Annotated in this window: 10 protein-coding genes and 2 pseudogenes; 9 read left to right on the top strand and 3 right to left on the bottom strand. The window is 45.1% G+C overall.

Translation table 11 applies throughout. The annotated features are described in order from the left end of the window. Positions 1-197: 197 nt before the first annotated feature. The gene (locus K2P83_RS04540) at positions 198-428 is read right to left on the bottom strand and encodes a diguanylate cyclase (protein WP_292926734.1); all 231 of its coding nucleotides are present in this window, start codon (positions 426-428) and stop codon (positions 198-200) included. Between the two features lie 1,166 nt (positions 429-1,594). Here K2P83_RS04540 and K2P83_RS04535 point away from each other — a divergent pair. The 4 genes from K2P83_RS04535 (at position 1,595) to K2P83_RS04520 (ending at position 5,373) form a co-directional block, all read left to right on the top strand. Next, a complete protein-coding gene (locus tag K2P83_RS04535; RefSeq protein ID WP_292926732.1) occupies positions 1,595-2,071 on the top strand; it encodes a hypothetical protein in 477 nt (158 codons plus the stop codon). 48 nt (positions 2,072-2,119) lie between these two features. Beyond that, a complete protein-coding gene (locus K2P83_RS04530) occupies positions 2,120-2,809 on the top strand; it encodes a glycosyltransferase (RefSeq protein ID WP_292926730.1) in 690 nt (229 codons plus the stop codon). Then, a complete protein-coding gene (locus tag K2P83_RS04525) occupies positions 2,806-4,326 on the top strand; it encodes a hypothetical protein (protein WP_292926728.1) in 1,521 nt (506 codons plus the stop codon). The genes K2P83_RS04530 and K2P83_RS04525 overlap by 4 nt, the downstream gene beginning before the upstream one ends. 249 nt (positions 4,327-4,575) lie before the next feature. Beyond that, positions 4,576-5,373: a WecB/TagA/CpsF family glycosyltransferase gene (locus tag K2P83_RS04520; RefSeq protein WP_292926726.1), complete on the top strand. Its 798-nt coding sequence runs from the start codon at positions 4,576-4,578 to the stop codon at positions 5,371-5,373. 155 nt (positions 5,374-5,528) lie between these two features. On the opposite strand, the gene K2P83_RS04515 is transcribed toward K2P83_RS04520, so the two are convergent. Continuing rightward, complete coding sequence (locus tag K2P83_RS04515) at positions 5,529-5,918, bottom strand: hypothetical protein (RefSeq protein ID WP_292926724.1); 390 nt, start codon at positions 5,916-5,918, stop codon at positions 5,529-5,531. A gap of 215 nt (positions 5,919-6,133) precedes the next feature. On the opposite strand from K2P83_RS04515, the pseudogene K2P83_RS04510 reads away from it, so the two are divergent. Both K2P83_RS04510 and K2P83_RS04505 read left to right on the top strand, forming a co-directional pair. Further along, positions 6,134-6,503, top strand: a pseudogene (locus K2P83_RS04510) (transposase); the annotation flags it as partial. 83 nt (positions 6,504-6,586) lie between these two features. Continuing rightward, on the top strand, positions 6,587-6,832 hold the full coding sequence (locus K2P83_RS04505) for a hypothetical protein (RefSeq protein WP_292926722.1): 246 nt from the start codon (positions 6,587-6,589) through the stop codon (positions 6,830-6,832). 128 nt (positions 6,833-6,960) lie between these two features. Here the strand turns inward: K2P83_RS04505 and K2P83_RS04500 are convergent. Continuing rightward, positions 6,961-8,092, bottom strand: a pseudogene (locus K2P83_RS04500) (IS5 family transposase); the annotation flags it as partial. Between the two features lie 217 nt (positions 8,093-8,309). Between K2P83_RS04500 and fdxA the strand changes: the two are divergent. From fdxA to K2P83_RS04485, 3 genes are read left to right on the top strand one after another with little or no spacing between them, the layout of a single operon-like run. Beyond that, complete coding sequence (gene fdxA, locus K2P83_RS04495; RefSeq protein ID WP_292926720.1) at positions 8,310-8,633, top strand: ferredoxin FdxA; 324 nt, start codon at positions 8,310-8,312, stop codon at positions 8,631-8,633. Positions 8,634-8,660: 27 nt separating this feature from the next. After that, positions 8,661-11,426: a PD-(D/E)XK nuclease family protein gene (locus K2P83_RS04490; protein ID WP_292926718.1), complete on the top strand. Its 2,766-nt coding sequence runs from the start codon at positions 8,661-8,663 to the stop codon at positions 11,424-11,426. Continuing rightward, positions 11,419-14,895 carry a UvrD-helicase domain-containing protein gene (locus tag K2P83_RS04485; RefSeq protein WP_292926716.1) on the top strand — a complete coding sequence of 1,159 codons (3,477 nt, stop codon included), beginning with the start codon at positions 11,419-11,421 and terminating at the stop codon, positions 14,893-14,895. The genes K2P83_RS04490 and K2P83_RS04485 overlap by 8 nt, the downstream gene beginning before the upstream one ends. The last annotated feature ends 236 nt before the right edge of the window (positions 14,896-15,131 follow it).

Genomic DNA, 15,131 nt, shown 5'->3' with positions numbered 1-15,131 from the left:
TCTTCACGATCAAGTGGTGTTAACCGTGTTCTTTTGTATATTTTCATGTTCACATCCTCTCAAAAAGATGTAAACAATGCTAATAAAAATTACATTTTAATAAATTGTTTGGGGGATTTGTTGACTTGATTTGTAATTCTATATCAAAATTTTCGTGCTACAGCACGACTGGATTGGCTGCCTGTTTGAATACCCGGTCACCGATATCTGTAATCAGATTGGTTTCTTCTGCAATAGCAATGAGTTTTGCAGGATAAAATGTCCCTTGTTCTAGGTGTTGCCAGCTCCAGCAAGATCGTTTGGATTATCGCTTCAACACAGGACTGATTGTTAATCCCATTTAAAATAATTGTAAACTCGTCACCACCTAAACGCGCTACGGCATCCGTTTCTAGAACACAATTGCTAAGCCGCTTTGCGGCTTTCATCAGCAGCGCATCGCCGATTCTGTGTCCAATGAATCATTTACTTCCCTGAATCGATCGAGATCGGTAAATAATACCGCCAATTGTGTTCCTAGACGGGAAGCATTTATTAATATCGTGATTCAATCGATCGTAAAATATGTTGCGGATTGGCAAGTAAGTCAGAGTAACGAAATTAGCTTGGTACCAGATAATCTTACCAGATTCTTTTGTTTGTGATGTCAGAAAAATTAACGAGGGAATAGCTTGTTATTCCATCTCTGTCATGTACCGTAGTAATACTAAACCCTGCGGGATAGTCATATGCATGGTATCTGTGTTGTACCAATGCAGAGCAAAGTTATCGATTCGGCGATTCAGAAGCTCACAAATGGACTGAGGAGATCCAAAAGATAGAAAACGATCTTGAGTTATTTCATAATCGGATTCGATCAGGACTATTAGAGATTTTGTATAAACAAAGCAGAAGATTTTACAATTTCGGTAAGTTGATTGATAATTGGAGGCATTATAGGGGGGCCGATCAGTGATCGGCCGGGCGAGAATAGATATCTTTTTTATGACGTTTTATCTCCCCGGAGACAAGGTGAATCGAGGCTGGGGAAAGGGATGGTGGAAAATCACTCCGGATGTATTGATCAGATGTAATAGATCATGACGTACTTCCTAGATGAACAATTCATGTGGATTGGTTGTGTAAATTAGAAATAAACGATGAAGAATGGAAAACAGCCAGGTTGCTACTGATTACAGATATCTCTTTGATGGCAAAAGGGGATTGAATTATTCCTGGTGTTGATTGGCTGAACTTATGTTCAATTACTTGGAGCAAATTTTGGGAATAAAGGAAGCACGGCAATAAGTACGACGAACCTTACTGCGTTGGGTTACATCACGATGATAACTATGGTTTGGCACATTTCTCAATTGCTTAAACAGCCAAACATATGACGCGCATTTTGTCGGCATGCGCTTAGTGCAAAGAAAATCTCGGAACTGCTGGACAATTCTGCAGTGGATTATTCAGCCTTTTTTGACACAGTATTGTTGGGCGATGGCGGATGCAACTCGCAAAAAATTCAGGCCACTTGATCAGGGGAAAATCGGCATGCAAGACTTTGGAAATAAAATATATTTAGTTCTTGTTGCGAGTTAATAGAGAGACTGCCATGAAAATGCTCTACATTGCAGAGGATCGTTTTCCACCATTCCGGGTAGACGTAGTGGAGTTGTTCGCCAAGCAGATACCAGCACGGGGTCATCGAGTCGACTGGCTGATGCAGCGGGGACCGGATGCGGTTAATATATCTTCACCCACAAACTGGTTGGGTAATGAAGTGTATCTTACGCCGCGTAGCAGATGCAATGGTTTGCTTGGTCGAGTACTGAATAATATGCTAGGCATGTTGGGGGATTTTATGATTCTGCCTCTGGCATTCAAAGGCCAGTACGACGTAATCCAGGTACGCGATAAGTTTTTTGCCTGCCTCATTGCTTGGATAGCTGCACGACTGACAGGTGCTCGTTTTGTTTATTGGATGTCGTATCCATTTGCGGAATCCAAATTGTATGAAGCACGCAATCGGCTTGTTGCTTATCGCCATCTGGTTTGGCTTAAGGGACAGATCATCTGGGTTTTGCTATAAAAAATCATCTTACCACTGGCCGACCATATTTTTGTCCAGAGCGAACGTATGAAGCAAGATGTAGCACAGAAAGGCATTGCTACCTCCAAGATGACATCGGTATCTATGGGTGTTCGCGCCGATCTGGTGGGTAAAGCTGAAGATGCTATTGCTCCGAGTACTACTGCCCCCTTACTACTCCACCTTGGAGTCATTATGCAATCACGTCAGTCAGAGATGTTGGTGCGTGTGCTTGAGCGGGTGCGGTTGCACTACCCAAATGCTCGTTTGCTATTTGTAGGGGAAGGCCAGCACTCCAGTGATCGACGGGCGGTGGAGGATGAGGCGACTCGGCTGGGATTATCTGTTGATGTTAACGTGACTGGCTTCTTGCCCATGGAGCAGGCTTGGGAACTGGTTAAGCGGGCTGACATTTGTTTGTCTGCGATAGCGCCAATCCCTATCTTTTTGGTTTCATCCCCAACTAAACTCATTGAATATATGGCTATGGCTAAATGCATCGTTGCAAATGAACTTCCGGAGCAATGCCAAGTCATGGAAACAAGTGGTGTTGGGCGCTGTATACCATGGGATGAGCAATCTTTTGCTGACGAAATATGCTCTCTACTAAAAAATCCTGAGTATGCACGGATGATGGCAGCAAAGGGGCCGGACTGGGTGCGGGCACACCGTACATATGACGTGATCGCTGATCGGGTGGAGTCGCAATACCGCAAATTACTCGGACCGATGGATTGAATAATTCCGATCTCTATTCCGGAAAACGTTTCCGCCAGGCCATCCAGCATTTTTTGCTAGGACGAACTGCGCAGGGGATAGCTTCTCTCATTCTTATACTTTGGCTCGTGCGATTATTGATACCGGCAGACTACGGTACCTATATGGTTTTGTGGGGCATGGTAGAAATGATGGTGCCCCTATGTTCATTGGGCATACTTGAAGCGGTAAGGCGCTTCCTTCCAGAGTTGGCAACACGGGGAGCGCCGGGGGCTCTACAATGCTTTGTTCGCTGGATGACCCTAGTTCGTTTCGCTATCATGGTGGCTTGGGCGATGTTAATTGCCGCTTTCTGGTCAGATATCGCTGTATGGATGGGCTTCAGTACGCTACATCAAGATACAACTATCCTTGCAGTGGGACTCATCGTCACCGTTATAGGTTATCGCTTTGCTTCAGAAATGCTGGAGTGCCTCCTAGAGCAGCGCTGGTCACAACTGGTGCATGCTCTTATGCCTTTGGGGCGTCTCGCTGGAATGGTAGTGCTGGTAGTCGCTGATAATCTAACATTGGAGCGATTACTGTGGGTGGATTTGATTGTTTCGCTGATTTGTTTTTTGTTGGCTGAATTCTTCTTAATACGAAAATTGCGGAATTTATCCGGTACTGGTGATTTCCGGATTGGTGTACGCAAGGTAGTCAGTTTCTCCGGATATATGGCAGGGTTTAACCTGCTAAATGCCATTTCCAGTGCTGGTGCGCTACGTATTCTAGTGGCGCGTACCTTAGGAATCGAAGTGGCAGGTATGTTCGCATTTTTGCAGCAGTTACTGAAATTTATCGGACGCTATCTTCCTGCCAACCTTCTATCCAATATTATCCGGCCTATGCTGATTTCTCGCTATGTGGCTGGGGATGTGAACGTGGTTAAACAAGGTATGGCGCTGTTGTGGAAGAGTAATCTAATTGTTATAACCGCCCTCATGGCGATAACAGGCGTTGCGGGTGACGAGCTTATATTACTGGCCAGCAGCGGTCAATTTTCTGATATAGGTATGACTATGCTGATGATGTTATTGGGTTTGGGAGCCACCAGCCAGCGTCAATTGCTTATCATGGTTATGCAGATATTTCCATATACTCGCCAATTAAGCTACTTTAGTATTTTGAACGTGCTGACGCCGTTAGCAGTTATTGTCGGTTCAGATTGGGGATTGCTTGGAGTAGCTAGTGGAATAGTGTTAAATGTATGGCTGACGAGTACTCTGACTTTGTTTTGGTTGAATCGTCAGGTTGGCCGTATTAACCTAGACTGGTTCGGTTTTTTATCTGGGCTCGGTCTGGCCATATTGCTTGCAACCGTAGGCTGGGTGGTTAAAGGTGAGATTGGATCATGGTGGGTGCTGACTATAATGCTTCTAGCCTACGGGCCGGGCTTGGCGCTGGTGAAGCCATTAAACTCGCTTGATATGGCGTTATTGAATCGGGGACTGCGTCAACATGCTCGGTTTTTAACATTTTTTGCGCGAAAGAAATGATAGCAGTGCGGATATAGGACAGGTCAAAGGTCTGATACTTCTGCTGGGTAAACGGTTTAGATACCATTCTATTAGTGAGTTTTATTCAGTCCCCTTTGAGGTTATTTCCCGATTATTTTAGACGAATAGTTGTTTTAATTAACGAAAATAATCGGAAAATATGATCAAAATAACTTTTCTACAGTAGACTGCACTATTCTCGGACAAAGTTATAAGCACTCCCAACTATTGTATAAAATACACAATACCATGAACCATATTTCTCTGTTTGGCTTGAATATTGATGACAAAACACTAGCTGATACCAGCGCGAGTATTGTTTGCGATGCGAAGTTAGGTGTGCGACAGAAGATCTATTTTGTTAATGCTCATTGCATTAATGTAGCAGCCACCAACATTAAGTATCTCAATGTATTACAAGACGGAGCTTTGTTGTATGCAGATGGTAGCGGCATGCGGCTGACCTCTAAGCTGGCTGGTTTCTCGCTTAAGGATAATGTTAACGGAACGGATCTGTTTCCGTTGGTCTGCCGTGATGCTGCAAATTCAGGGATTAAATTGGCGCTGCTGGGTGCGCGTCCGGGTATCGCGCAACGCTGTGCTGACAATATGAGAAATCAATTTCCTAACCTGGAATTCGTTTGGATTCATGATGGCTACTTTAGCCTGGATGATGAAGTGAATTTGATCAATACCATCAATGAGAGCGGTGCGCAAATTCTTTTTGTGGCGATGGGAGTACCCAAGCAGGAGCTTTGGATCGCTCGAAATGCCGATAGGTTGCATGTGCCAATTTTGCTTGGTGTGGGAGCGCTACTTGATTTCTATTCTGGCACTATGCCTCGTGCACCGAGAAGAGTGCGCCAACTTGGCTTAGAATGGTTATTTCGTCTTATCATAGAACCGAGAAGGATGTTTGTCCGTTACGTTGTGGGAAACCCGGTATTTATCCTTCGAGCATTATGGCGGCGTCTTCGAGGCCAGAAATACTTACAGGAAGTACCGCTTATCGAAAGCGTGGAAAAAGGATCGTGTGGCCATGACTGACCTTTAGTAATTATTTTCTTTGGCCAGAATCCCTCTTCATGCTCTTTGCTTTCAGCAGAGTACTTTAATAGATAATCCCGCGGTAAGATCACAAGGTAAAAAATCTCAAGCTGACGCAGATTCTAAAGCTTACATAATTGTCCTACTCATCAAGATCAAACTTTATTTGATCTATACTGATGATTAATAATTTTCCTGCAATATGCTTGAGCAATCGCCAAGAGTACGTTGGCCGATGCCAGCGTACAGCGTGACCGCGCATAGACATGGATTTCGCAATGTGGCAGACCCAGAAAGCCAGAAAACTTTACGCCAGCGACAGCTTTGCGGTCTGGTTGGAATAGGTGATCTACATGCTCAACACCACAACTATCGATCTGTGTTTGAGTGTCTTTCTGTAGACGCATTCTCGCTCCACTAAAGCCACAGTTAAGATGCATAGGCTGCTTGATCCACGTGGCTACTCCATATTCATCCATATCAGCGACGGCAAACATAGCATGGATCTGGGCTTCACCGACTTTGCTCGCTTGATAACCAAGCATAAGTATTTTTTGTAATACGCGCTAAACCAGTCGGCTCTCTCGCTCTGCGGATAAATTTACGAGATTGTGCTACGTCAGGTTCATTGTCTAGGTAGTCGACCCTGAAATATCTGCAAGAACTTGATATTATTTATCAATTCACTTATTCTTAGTGATCATAACGACCGGAAATATTAAAATATCCATGTGTTTTCTGGTCGAAATGGTGATTAAAAATGCTAAGACGTAGCAGTACGATTCATCGACCGCCTTTGTTTGGAACAGATTTGTTGATACTTGATCCCAATGATCCACTGCTAAAGCTTGCATCAGCGATACCCTGGCAAGATTTGAGGAATCATTTTCCATTCATTACACCGCAACGACAGGTGCGCCGAGTAAGCCGATCCGATTGATGGTTGGGTTATTGATACTGAAGCAGTTAGAGAGTTTGAGTGACGAATTGGTAGTAATGCAGTGGAAGCGTAATCCTTATTACCAAGCTTTTTGTGGCATGAAAGAGAATTTCAGCAGAAGCTGCCTTGCCATAGCACGGAGCTGGTGCATTTTCGTAAGCGCATAGGCGCGCAAGGTGTAGAGCGGATCAATATGAGTACGGCAGCAAGGCATCGATCGCCAGTACCGAAAGAGGTAATCTGATCGTCGGCTTCGTCAGTTACGAACAGAACTTGCATGACAGCAATACGTTACCAGAAATCCTGCGTTATGTAGAGATTTCGCGCGAGAAAGCCGCCAAGCAAGCTGTATACGATCGCGACTACCGCGGCAAAGTTGAAGTCAATGGAACGCAGATCATTGAGCGTTTCCTTAAAGTCAATGCAGTACCTCTCGCTAATTCTTACAACATTTGCCGAAAAATCAAATGTATGATTTTTTGTGAAATCTATGTTTTGAGGCAAAACGAAACCATCTGACTCAAGTCAGTTTCTAAAATTGGCTACTTTGTCGCCCCTGCAAAATTCACTTAGTCCTAGCAATGACAGGCATATTATAAGTAAGCTTCGCAGATAAATGGTTGTTTTGCGCGTTAGCGGTTGATCAACTGAAGTAACGCAAAGCGCAACAAAATACCCTTTAGCCCCAAGTGGAGTACTGCCCTCTTCAGCCAGCGCAGGTTGTATCCCGCCGCACACAGCACAGCATGGAGCGCATCTCTCAATTTGCCCTGCAACCGGCAGCGGGTCCACTCGGTGATCCGACTTTAAATGCCCAATCGCAGGCTCCAAGGCCTGTTGGTGCCTAAGCCAACGTCGCTGCGGCTTTGTCAGTGATTTGTACTTGCCGATGCATTCGACTTCCGGGACATGCAGTGCGTAGAGTTTGTTTTTGTCTTTCGGTTGCTGCTTGTGAATCTGCTGCGCTCGCTCCAGTAGCGTGTTCAGATGTTGTAGTAATGCGGAACACTTCAGCTCCGCCATCGCCAATTTTCGTTTGACCTCTCGCAGCACGATACCAAGGATCGTGCGTTGGCGCTTAACGGTTTTTCGCATGCGACGCAATTGCTTGGCATGGGAATAACCACCGGCTTTGTGGCGTAATTCCTTGCCTTCCCTGGCATAAGTCTGTTTCAAGGTAATACCACTCCGTTTGGCCGCTTGAACGATTTTGCTACGCGCAATTTCCAGCAAGCGACTATCCACCGGATGCGCGATCGCTTTTTCCTGGACTGTCGTATCGACGATGATACGTTCGAATCCAGCCGGATTGACCATCTTCGCCTGCACGGCAGCGTCAATTGTTGCTTTCAGAAGCCTTTCAACACCGGGCTCACCAATAGCAGTGCGGAAGCGACCTATCTGAGTAGCATCACAGGGCAGCTTCGGTGTTGTAGTACACCGGTCCGCTGAAATACTGCCAGACCACATTCTCGGACCAGCGGATCACCAGTTCCTCATCACTCAGATTGAATGCGTGTTTCAGATACAGTAAGGAGGCCATTAACCGAATCGGCAAACGCGGCCGCCTCGCAGCACTTACGCCACCAACAGAAATTACTTGGATTGTGCCAAAAATCCCTTAATTTCAATATTTTAAATTAATTGTTCTTGCGCTAAAAAGCTGGTGTAAGTGCTGCTTCGATCTGAATCCACGGCAATTGATTTGCCAACACCGTCAGGGGGGTGAAGGTCAATCATCTGGTCTGGACGCGCATGGAAAAAGTCATCGGTCGGCATTTAAGTTTCCCTAATTCCATCCGGTTTTGATGCCTATATTATAATTTCTTAGGGGTTTCGGCGTTTGCTAATTTGTACGAATTCGAACATTTATAGGGCTCTCAAACGTTTCGCAGGATCGACTATGTAGTTTCAGTAGTTCTGATGATGGCGTTGTTTGTTAGAATTCTGCTAAAATGCGAAATTCTATAAAAGTGTCAAGCAAGGAAAAGTTGTCATGGCTTATGTAGTAACCGAAAATTGTATTAAATGTAAATATACAGATTGTGTGGATGTATGCCCGGTGGATTGCTTCCGCGAAGGGCCAAATTGTTTGGTCATTGATCCCGATGAGTGTATTGATTGCACATTATGTGTTGCAGAATGTCCGGTAGAAGCAATTTATGCCGAGGATGATGTGCCTGATCAGCAGCTAAATTTCATCAAGCTGAATGCTGAGTTGTCAAAAAAATGGCGGCCGATCATTGAGAAAAAAGACGCCCCCCCTGATGCGGACGATTGGGCGAGCGTTGCGGATAAACTGAAGTATTTGCAACGCTAATAAGGATTGCGGTAATTTAGATGCCGCATGTTTGACTTCTCACTATTCCCGCAAATCCCCTTTAGTGAGGTTTTTAAGCGCATAAGTGCCGGTACTACGGTTGTGACACCAAACCGGAGGCTTGCATTGGCGCTTAAAGAAGAATTCAATCAGGATCAAATCAGACTAAAATTGGCGGTTTGGTACTCTGCTGATGTGCTGCCATTTATAACCTTAATTGAGCGTATTTACCTCGATACGCTGTATACCAAGCAAATATCCACTTTGCCGTTTTTGCTGTCCGCAGCACAGGAGCAAGTTCTGTGGGAATCGATTATTCAATCTTCTGCAGCAGGAAAAACATTACTGAGGATTTCACAGACTGCGCAATGTGTTCAGGAAGCGTGGCAACTGGCACATGCATGGCAGCTTATCCCAAAACTGAAAGATTTTTATCCGAATGAAGATGGTAAAGCATTTCTGGATTGGGCGAAATCCTATCAGGAAAAAACGGCTCGTAACCGGCAAACAGACCGGGCGCGTATTTGTGATCTGATCACAGAGCAATACGAATACCTGGATATAAAAAAACCATCTGCTCTGGTTTGCTATGGTTTTGATGTTTTTACGCCGCAGCAAATCACTTTATTAAAGAAACTGATCGCTACTGGATGCGAGGTCGTAATAGCCAATCCGGCAGCTAAGCGTCCATTGGCGCTGGATGGTACCTGGCGCATTGAGTATGTGAGCAGTCGTGAAGAGATTTTTCAGGCGGCAGTGTGGGCGCGGTCCAAAATCGAAGAGGCGGATCATGCAGTTCGTCTCGGCATCGTGGTCCCTGCGCTGTCCAGTCACCGCAGCACACTGATCCGCATTTTTAATGCGGTGATGTATCCGGATATAAGATTTGCATTACCGGGTGCTGTGCGGCCAGTTGCGCCATTTAATGTTTCGTTGGGCTTGGCGCTAACGTCTTATCCACTGATTGATGCAGCTTTTACAAGCCTGGAATTGTTGGATCAAGAAATGGAATTTAGCCGTGTAAGTCATTGGCTACGGTCTCCATTTTTTGCTGGTGGAGAAACGGAAATGACACAACGCGCGTTACTAGACGCACGTATTCGGCGCTATGCCGAACCTGTGATCACTCTGGATCGATTGATAACACTCGTGCAGCAAGCTGGTGAACAAGCAAATTGTCCGATCCTGCTACAACGCTTGTCAGCATTAGTCACCTTTCGTCAAACAAAACTCCCCAGATCAGAGAGCCATGCCGTTTTTGCCAAAATTATTTATGAAGTACTGCAGATTTCAGGTTTTCCTGGAGAGCGCAGTTTGGATTCCACGGAATACCAAACATTAGAAAAATGGCAGGCGTTAGTTGCGGATCTTGCGAAACTGGACCTTGTCTGCGCAAAAGTCAGTTATCTTGAAGCGACCAGTCGCCTAAGGCAAATGGCAAGCGATACATTGTTTCAACCCGAAACACCCGAAGTGCCTATTCAGATTCTCGGGGTGTTGGAAGCGGCAGGGATGACGTTTGATCATCTCTGGGTAATGGGTTTATCAGATGAACAATGGCCCTTGCGTGCCAACCCCAATCCATTCCTACCACTGGAGTTGCAGCGTCGGGAAAAGTTACCTCTGGGGTCTACACTGGAATCACTGGCTTACTGTCGAAAATTGACAAATGGTTGGCTATCCAACGCGAAAGAAGTGATCCTAAGTTACCCCAAACATAGTGACGATCGTGATGGACATGAATTAAAACCCAGTCCATTGATTAGATCAATACCGGAAACGAAACGAGATTTTTCTGTTGTTTCGCAGCATCGTGATCTCATTATCCAATCCTGCGAGCTGGAGCAGATAGAAGACAGCCAGGTGCTGCCCTTGGAACAGGGAATTGCCAATCAAGGTATCAGGGGCGGTACAGCTGTGATCAAAGATTATGCTGCATGCCCATTTCGCGCCTGGGCTAAGCACCGATTGTTAATCGAAAGCCTGAATGTACCGCATGCCGGTTTAAATGCAATGGAACGCGGCACATTAGTGCATCAGGTATTGGCGCAGTTATGGAGTCAACTGAAAACCAAAGATGCGCTCGATACCACGAGTGATCTTGACCTTGAAGAATTGTTGGCAAGTGCAGCAGACAAAGCAATTTTACAGATGCAGCAATATAGACCGATTGCGCTTTCAGGCCGGTTTGCACAGATTGAACAAAGGCGCCTTTTACGTTTAGTGCGTGAATGGCTGGATGAGGAAAAGAAGCGAAGTCCTTTTACTGTCATTGCAACCGAAGAAAAACGCGCCATCCAGATAGGCGAACTGGTATTGAATGCACGTTTGGATCGAGTCGATGAGTTGGAGGGCGGGCAGCATATCGTGATTGATTACAAAACCCGGAAACAATCCGTTCTGACTATGCTCGGAGAGCGTCTGGATGAGCCGCAACTTCCATTGTATCTGGTAATGACCGAAGCACAGCAGCAGGCTGCAGGCGTTGCATTCGCTGCTGTTAAGCGAGGGGAAATGGGATTTTCAGCGATTATACGAGATCCAGATATGTTGCCAGGCGTGAAAATATTCTCGCAAATAAATGCATGCAAACAATTCGATTCTTGGGAGGAGTTGATTGCGGCATGGCAGCAACATTTGATGGAACTTGCGGAGGGTTTTTGCAATGGAGATGCCAGAGTAGATCCAAAGAATTTTCCGGCAACCTGTGAACATTGCGATATGCAATTGTTTTGCCGGATTCATGAGCGGATTGGCGAGAAGCGCATTGAACAGGATAATGAGAATGGTTGATTCTGCGTGCATTCCTGATGCCGATGAGCGTTACCGCGCATTGGATCCTGTGCAATCATTTATCGTGCAGGCGCCGGCAGGCTCGGGAAAAACCGCACTTCTTATTCAGCGCTATCTCCGATTGCTGGCCTGTGTTGATGCGCCGGAAGAAATTGTGGCGATTACGTTTACCAGGAAAGCCGCAGCAGAAATGCGTGCACGAGTTTTGGCAGCGCTCGAAGTGGAGAAGAAGTCTACTGATGCTGAAACTGCCTATGAGAAGGTGAATCGCGAGCTGTCGGCTGCTGTTTTGCAACGAGATCTTCAGGCAGGCTGGCATATCGCCGAAAATCCGGAGCGGCTTCGGATACAAACGATTGATTCATTATGTGCTTCATTGACACGGCAAATGCCGATGCTGTCAAAATTTGGTGCACAACCTGAAACAATCGAGGATGCTTCCGATTTCTATCTTGAAGCAGCGCGGGCTACGTTGGAATTGGTAGAGCAAAACCATGTGATTGCTGATGATGTGAGGCGATTACTTGAGCATTTAGATAACGATATAGCGCGCATCGAAACATTGCTCGCTGAAATGTTGTCGCGGCGCGATCATTGGTTGCGCCATATTCACGGCAGAACCCGAGAGGAGCTGGAAACATCACTGCAAAATTCACGCGGTAACGCATTGCGCTATGTTTTTCGGCTATTTCCAAAGGCAATGCACAATGAATTGCTGGCATTGCTGCGTTATGCTGCTACGAATTTGCTTTCCTCTGAAGCCAAGCCATCGAAGATTAGTTCTTGTGATCGACTAGAAACATTATCGACGGCGGATGTTGAGCACTGGTTCGGTATTGCTGAATTATTGCTGACCAAAGAGGGGGGGTGGAGAAAAAGAATTTCTATCAGCGAAGGATTTCCACCTGGTAATTCAAAGACTGAAAAAGACGAAGCGAAAGTCTGGAAGAATCGGCTAGAAATTCTGATTGAGTCACTTAATCAGGAGGATAAATTCCGGCAAGCGCTTCACGATATGCGACAACTTCCACCGGCTTGTTATTCCGATAAACAATGGGAAGTATTAGGGGCAATAACCAGACTTTTGCCATATGCTGTTGCACAACTCAATATTATTTTTCAAGCCAGCGGTTATGTGGATTTCTCAGAAATAGCGCAGCGTGCATTGATTGCGCTCGGTGATTCTGAATCACCAACAGATCTGGCATTGGCACTGGACTATCGCATTAAGCATTTGATGATTGATGAATTTCAGGATACTTCAATCAGTCAGTTTAAGTTGATCGAGAAACTTGTTGCCGGCTGGGAAGCTGAGGACGGGCGTAGCCTGTTTGCAGTGGGCGATCCCATGCAATCCATTTACCGGTTTCGTGAAGCGGAAGTAGGCCTTTTTTTACAAGCGCGAAGTGCAGGGATTGGTCATCTTGCATTACAGCCGATCACGCTCAGAGCCAATTTTCGTTCACAGCAAGGTATCATTGATTGGATTAATGCTGCTTTTACACAGATCATGCCCAATTGCGAAGATATTGCAACAGGTGCGGTGGCTTTTAGTAATTCGATTGCGACGCATGCTCGGCTTAGTGGCAATGCAGTAAAGCTATATCCTTTTTTTGAAAGAAATCATGTTGCAGAAGCCGAGCAAGTAGTGGAAATTATCACGCAAACGCGACGTGATAACCCAACTGGAACGATAGCAATTTTAGTACGTAATCGTAGTCATTTACACGAAATTGTCGGACAAATAAAAAAAGCCGGATTACGGTTTCGCGCTATTGACATTGAATTGTTGTATCACAAGTCAGTGGTACAGGATTTGCTGACGCTTACGCGTGCACTCATAAATCCGGCTGATCGCCTTGCCTGGTTTGCATTGTTAAGGGCACCCTGGTGCGGTCTTTTGCTCCGGGATATTGCTGCGTTAGCGAGTATAAAAAGGAATGAAGATGATTGTGGTGTGATTGTCAAAGAAATGACTGTATGGGGTTTGATGTGTGATGAGAATCACTGGCATGGTATTTCAACCGATGCGATGGCGCGCATACGCAGAGTGGGAAAAATACTGAAACCTTGTATGGATCATCGACAACGCCGATCCTTGCGCATGACAGTAGAGGCAATTTGGCAAGCGTTAGGTGGTCCGGGTTGTATGAATCCAGTTGAAAAAAACGGGCATTGCATGGCAAATTACCTGGATGATGCCATGATTTATTTGGATTATCTTGAGGATCAGGAAAAAGCCGGTGACATTCAAGATTTGGCAAGCTTCGAAAAGGGATTGACTACACTGTATGCCTCACCAGATCTGGATGCGGATGATACCCTACAGATCATGACGATCCATAAAGCCAAGGGACTTGAATTTGATACGGTGATCGTACCTGGGCTTGGGAGAGCGCCACGTAATAACGATAAACGGTTGCTGAAATGGATCGAGCAGCCGCATAACGAAGTTTTCGATGAGAAGAGCGTATCGGTTTCCGATCTATTGCTTGCACCGATTCAGGAAACAGGAGCAGAAGTTGATTCAATCTATTTATGGATGGAAAAACTGGATCGAGACAAGGAGCAATTCGAAGCCGATCGTTTGCTCTACGTAGCTGCGACACGTGCAAAAAATTTTTTGCATTTATTGGGTCATGTCGGATTGACTTCAGATACTAATGGACAAACAGTACTCAAAAAACCAGTCACCGGGGCATTGCTAAACAGGCTATGGTTACCTGTGCATTCAATTTATGTTAATGCATTAGAAAAAAGTACCGTATCTGGGTGCAATCAGTTGATTGCTAGGGATAGTGAAAAAAATATCGAAAGTATAGATAATCAAAGTATCTATCGATTGAGGTCAGAATGGGTTTTTCCGGATGCGCCAAAATCAGTAGCTTGGCAAGAGTCATATGGCGGTAAACAAATACAAGTAGAAATAGAATTTTCATGGGCGAGTGAAATGGCTCGCCATGTGGGTAATGTTGTGCATCGATGGTTGCAGAAAATTGCAGAGGATGAAATGCATGGCTGGAATACTGTACGCATAGAAATGCTGAAAGATCAGTTTAAACAGAATTTGTTAACCGATGGTATGAGTGGGAATAATAAGGAAGTAGGTTATGCAGTCGAACGTATCATGCTAGCGTTGACGAACGCAGTTAACGATAAACGCGGGCAATGGATCCTGGGTCTGCAGCAATTTGCACAAAATGAATTAAAGATCACTGGCATCGATGATAATGTGTCAATGACTTGGGTGATCGACAGAACTTTCTGTGATTCAAATGGAAACCGATGGATAATAGATTATAAAACAAGTAGTCACGAGGGCTCCGATATTCAAGATTTTTTAGACCGAGAGCAGATGCGTTATCAGGATCAACTCAATCGTTATGCAACTGCCATGCAGCAGATAGATTTCCGTCCAATAAGATTAGGGATTTATTTTCCACTAATAGGTGGTTGGCGAGAGTGGTAAAAATGTGCAAGGCTCGGAATATTATTCTCAATTCACAGAAGAAAATTTTATAAAACTATGGAGGAGGAATTTAACCCTTTACTTATTGTGAGTAAAGGGAAAATTTTAAATTTTTGGATATAAAACCATTAGAAAGTATAGGGGATTTTATGACAAATTACTTGACTTTAAACCCCAAGGTCGACTAGCCTGAGAGGTGTAGCTAAATTGAGTGAAGGAAGTAGGGGTAATTTAGC

This window comes from Nitrosomonas sp. (genome assembly GCF_019752415.1).
Taxonomy (GTDB): Bacteria; Pseudomonadota; Gammaproteobacteria; order Burkholderiales; family Nitrosomonadaceae; genus Nitrosomonas.
Note: the sequence above shows the minus strand (reverse complement) of the source record. Positions and strands in the feature narration are given on the sequence as shown.